General features: G+C 64.2%; 5 protein-coding genes. 1 reads left to right on the forward strand and 4 read right to left on the reverse strand.

The annotated features are described in order from the left end of the window. Positions 1–930 (reverse strand): site-specific DNA-methyltransferase (locus tag KAY22_RS25100; protein ID WP_296625843.1); only part of this gene is annotated, 930 nt, incomplete at its 3' end. 287 nt (positions 931–1,217) lie between these two features. Here KAY22_RS25100 and KAY22_RS25105 point away from each other — a divergent pair. Further along, positions 1,218–1,517 (forward strand): hypothetical protein, encoded by a 300-nt coding sequence (locus tag KAY22_RS25105; RefSeq protein WP_296625844.1) that lies wholly within the window; start codon positions 1,218–1,220, stop codon positions 1,515–1,517. 3 nt (positions 1,518–1,520) lie between these two features. On the opposite strand, the gene KAY22_RS25110 is transcribed toward KAY22_RS25105, so the two are convergent. The 3 genes from KAY22_RS25110 to KAY22_RS25120 all read right to left on the reverse strand — a co-directional run. Further along, on the reverse strand, positions 1,521–2,138 hold the full coding sequence (locus KAY22_RS25110) for a ribonuclease HII (protein ID WP_296625845.1): 618 nt from the start codon (positions 2,136–2,138) through the stop codon (positions 1,521–1,523). Positions 2,139–2,178: 40 nt separating this feature from the next. Beyond that, the gene (locus tag KAY22_RS25115; protein ID WP_296625846.1) at positions 2,179–3,177 is read right to left on the reverse strand and encodes an L-histidine N(alpha)-methyltransferase; all 999 of its coding nucleotides are present in this window, start codon (positions 3,175–3,177) and stop codon (positions 2,179–2,181) included. A gap of 187 nt (positions 3,178–3,364) precedes the next feature. Beyond that, positions 3,365–4,367, reverse strand: a 1,003-nt coding sequence (locus KAY22_RS25120; RefSeq protein WP_296625847.1) for an FAD-binding protein, incomplete at its 5' end; no start/stop codon positions are given.

A 4,367-nucleotide genomic window follows, 5' to 3' on the forward strand; every position in this document is an offset into this window, starting at 1 on the left:
GCTCAGGACCGAGCCGGGCGGAATCAGGCCGCTTTCGACCAGCAAGCCGAAGGCGACGCGCGGGGCGGCCTTCTTCTCGGGGATCGACAGCATCGCGCTCTCGTCGAGCGGCAGCGTGGCCGCGATCCGCTGGTTGGCGACCTTGATGTACTTGTCCTCGCGCTCGATACCGATCCAGCGGCGGCCGAGGCGGCGCGCGACGGCGCCGGTCGTGCCGGTGCCGAAAAAGGGATCGAGCACCAGATCGCCCGGCTCGGTGCAGGCGAGCATGACGCGATAGAGCAGCGATTCCGGCTTCTGGGTCGGGTGCGCCTTGGCGCCGTCGTCGCCCTTGAGCCGCTCACCGCCCGAACAGATCGGCAGCGTCCAGTCGGACCGCATCTGGATGTCGTCGTTGAGCGCCTTCATCGTTCGATAGTTGAAGGTATACTTCGCCTTCTCCGCCTTGGAGCACCAGATCAGCGTCTCATGCGCGTTCGTGAAGCGGGTGCCCTTGAAATTGGGCATCGGATTGGCCTTGCGCCAGATGATGTCGTTGAGGATCCAGAAGCCCTGGTCCTGCAGCGCGGTGCCGACGCGGAAGATATTGTGATAGCTGCCGATCACCCAGATCGTGCCGTCATCCTTCAGGATCCGGTGCGCCTCGCGCAGCCATTCGCGGGTGAAGCGATCATAGGTCGCGAAGGTGTCGAACTTGTCCCAGTCGTCATTGACCGCGTCGACCTGGCTGCCGTCGGGCCGGTGTAGGTCCCCGCCCAACTGCAGATTATAGGGCGGATCGGCGAAGATCATGTCGACGCAGCGATCGGGCAGAGCGCGCATCGTCTCGATGCAATCGCCCTTCAAAATCTCGTTGAGGGGCAGGCGCGCAGGGGCCTCGACGGCGCGACGCGCACGGCGCGTGGCCGGAATTTTCTCGAGAACACCCATCGAATTGACCCCCTTTTACTATCGCCGCGCACGGTGATTCATCAGGACTCTTCGGTCAAGAACAATAGTTTGGCGGCCGAATCGCAGATTCGACTCGAGCAAACGGAACGAAAGGAGTCCGTCACTTCATATTGAGTCCGAACAGGGGACCGGGACTCAATCCCTAGTGGTGTGGCCTGCGGGACTCACCCCGTCGCCATTCGTCGATTTTTTTCGGAACGGCTGCTCCGTATCGCAGTTTAAGGGTCATGCTGTGGTCAAAGTGGCGATCTCCTCCGGCTCTGGCTGTGACAGCCGTCGCCGCCGTGCTGGGCGGCACACTGGCAGGGCTGGCGACGGTCGACGGGCTCACGCAGCGGACTTACGGTCCTGTTGGCGACGTATCCCTCTTCTCCCGCGCCGAAGCCTCGACCATCGACGACGCGGTACCAAGCGACGCCCGGGCTCCCTCCGACTGTTTCGACTGCTCCGAGCGGGACCGTGGCTATCGCTGGGCGGTCCTGGCCTCGGTCCGTTATCCAGACGAGTGCCCCGCCGACAGTTGGGGCTTCCGGCGTGGCTGCCTCGACTTCGTCGGCGGGATCTGAGGATCAGGCTGCGCTTTCGACCCGGAACATCGAGAATTGTGCGATGGGAGCGAAGCTGCGCCGATGATGGGGCGTCGGCCCCATGCGATCCAGCGCTGCCATGTGTGCGGCGGTGCCATAGCCCTTGTTACTCGCCCAGTCATAGCCGGGATGTGCCCGATCGAGTTCGACCATCATCCGATCGCGTTCTTCCTTCGCGATGATGGAGGCGGCCGCGATCGACAGGCAACGGGCGTCGCCCCCGACCACCGCCAGCGAGGGGCGCGTCCATTTGGGGCAGCGATTGCCGTCGACAAGCACCATCGCCGGATCGATGCCCAACGCCGCAACCGCCCGCTCCATCGCCAGCATCGATGCCCATAGGATGTTCAGACTGTCGATCTCCTCGACGCTGGCAATGCCGACTCCGACATGGGCGACCTTGCGCAGTTCGAGGCACAACGCGGCGCGCGCGCCGGCCTTCAGCTTCTTGGAGTCGTCGATTCCCGAAGGCACCCGATCACGATCGAGAATGACCGCCGCCGCAACGACCGGCCCGGCCAACGGCCCCCTGCCCGCCTCGTCAACACCCGCTAGCGGCATGGGATGGGGCAGTTCGAGCGTGAAACAGGGTCCGGCCATGGCCTGTGCATAGCGCGCAAGCGGCGCAAATCCCATGCCTTCAGTCGGTCGGCATGACTTCGAGGAGGAAGGAGCCGACATAGGCCCTGGCATCCTGCCACAGCCCGATCGGACGCAGGCCGGCACCCCGTGCCAATGCGCGAAAATCGTCGACCTCATATTTCCAGCTTCGCTCGACCAGCAACGCCTCACCCTGGGCGAAGCGGAACACCGTTCCTGCGATGCGAACATCCTGTGGCCCGAGGCTGACCAGATTTGCCGAGACGCAGCCGCGCTCCGGCTCATAACGCACATGATGCTCGAACAGGCGCGGGTCGAACGTAGCATCCAGCTGCCGATTGAGCCGGTCGAGCACGCCCAGGATCAGCGCCTGGTTGCAGCCGTGCGGGTCATCATAGGCAGAGGAGACGATCAACGGGCTTTTGCGCAGATCGACGGTCACGAGGATCAGGCCGCCCGCACCCACGGCGGCCCCCAGCTGGGCGAGCAAGCCGATGGCGCTCGCCGGATCGAAATTGCCGATGATGTTCCCCGGCATATAGGCGATCCTGCGCCCCCCACCCGCGTTGGGCGGCAGGGTCATCGAGGCTTGGAGATCGGCGCGCACCGCTTCCACCCACAGACGCGGCCAAAGTTGCTGGACCAGGCGGGCGTCAGCGAGGAGACCTTCGCGCTCGTCATCGACGGTAACGAAGGCCCAGGGATCGGTGAGGGCCGAAATCAGGTGGCGGATCTGGTCGAGGCAGCCGCCGCCAATTCCGATCAGTTGAGCATGCGCCCCTATGACCGCAGCGATCGCTTCGCCATGGGTGCGCAGGATTTCGACCTCGCATCGCTGGAGATAATATTCGGGCAAACCGCACAGTTGCCGGAGCGCCGCCGAGCGCCGGTCGATCAGGGCCAGCCCCGCGAGGCTTTTCGGCTCCTGTCCGAGCGCGTCGAGCACCACGCGCGCCAGGTCCGACATCGGCGAGCCATGATCGTGAAAGGCCACGATCTCACGTGGCGGCGGCGTTCGCCCCGATCCCTCCCCGATCAACTCGTCACTCCTCGAATCCCGCCACTGGGGGATCATATGGTCGCCCGGCGGGATACAATGTCACGAGATATTCAACGATGTAAATAGGAGTGCTGTCCGATACCCTAAAGACGAGATTCCGAAGACATCCAGCAATTGGTGTCGCGGTGGCGGGCGGGCCTGACGACCGCAGGCCCGCATCCCCTGCTCAGTGGTTCGGCAGATGCGTTCCCAGATGCTTGCCGGCGATATAGCCGAAGGTCATGCCCGGGCCGAGCGTACCACCGGCGCCGCCATAGACATCGCCCAGCACGCAGGCCATCGCATTGCCTGCGGCGTAGAGGCCAGGGATCGCGTTGCCGTTCCAGTCGACGACCTGCCCATCGGCATTGGTCTTCGGTCCGCCCGCCGTCCCCAGCGCACCGGACTCCATCTTGGCCGCGTAAAAGGGGCCCTGGTCGATGACACCGAGCGTACGGAAGGGCGGGTCGAAGTCCATGTCGCCCCACATGTAGAAATTGTCATAGCTGGCATCGCCGCGATTGAAGTCGTCATCGTGGCCGTTACGGACCATCGCATTGAACCTCTCCACCTGATCCTTGAGCCCTGCGGGATCGATCCCGGCAAGTTCGGCCAGGCCTTCGAGCGTGTCGGCCTGCATCATGAACGACGGAACGGGCGCACCAGGCGGCGTGTTGAACAGGTGATATTTGTCCCGATAGCGTTGGTCGACGATCAGCCAGTAGGGCAGGTTCGCGTAACTGTGCGTTCCGGCATCGAAGGCGTGGAGCGCCTTGCCCATGGCGTTGTAATTGGCGGCCTCGTTTACGAAGCGCCGTCCCATGCGGTTGACCAAAATGGCGCCAGGCCGTGCCCGTTCATCGGAGGCGAGCAGATAATTGGGTTTAGCAGCGCGGTGCTGGGGCTTGGCCTCGAGCACGCTCTGCTGCCAGAAGGCGTTCTGCATGTTGGCGAGTTGCGCGCCCGCCTCGATTGCCATCAGCAGGCCATCGCCCTCATTTTCGGGAACGCTCACGGGGCCGGTCATCGGCCCACGCAGGAAACTCTTCACGAGCGTCTCGTTCCATTCGAAGCCGCCCGTGGCGATCACGACGCCGCGCCGGGCGCGAACGCGGAAATCGCGCCCCTCGGCGTCTTCAGCCACGACGCCGATCACCCGGTCTCCGTCCTTTACGAGGCGACGCGCACGC

Origin of the sequence: Rhizorhabdus sp. (genome assembly GCF_018006725.1) — a bacterium.
GTDB lineage: Bacteria > Pseudomonadota > Alphaproteobacteria > Sphingomonadales > Sphingomonadaceae > Rhizorhabdus.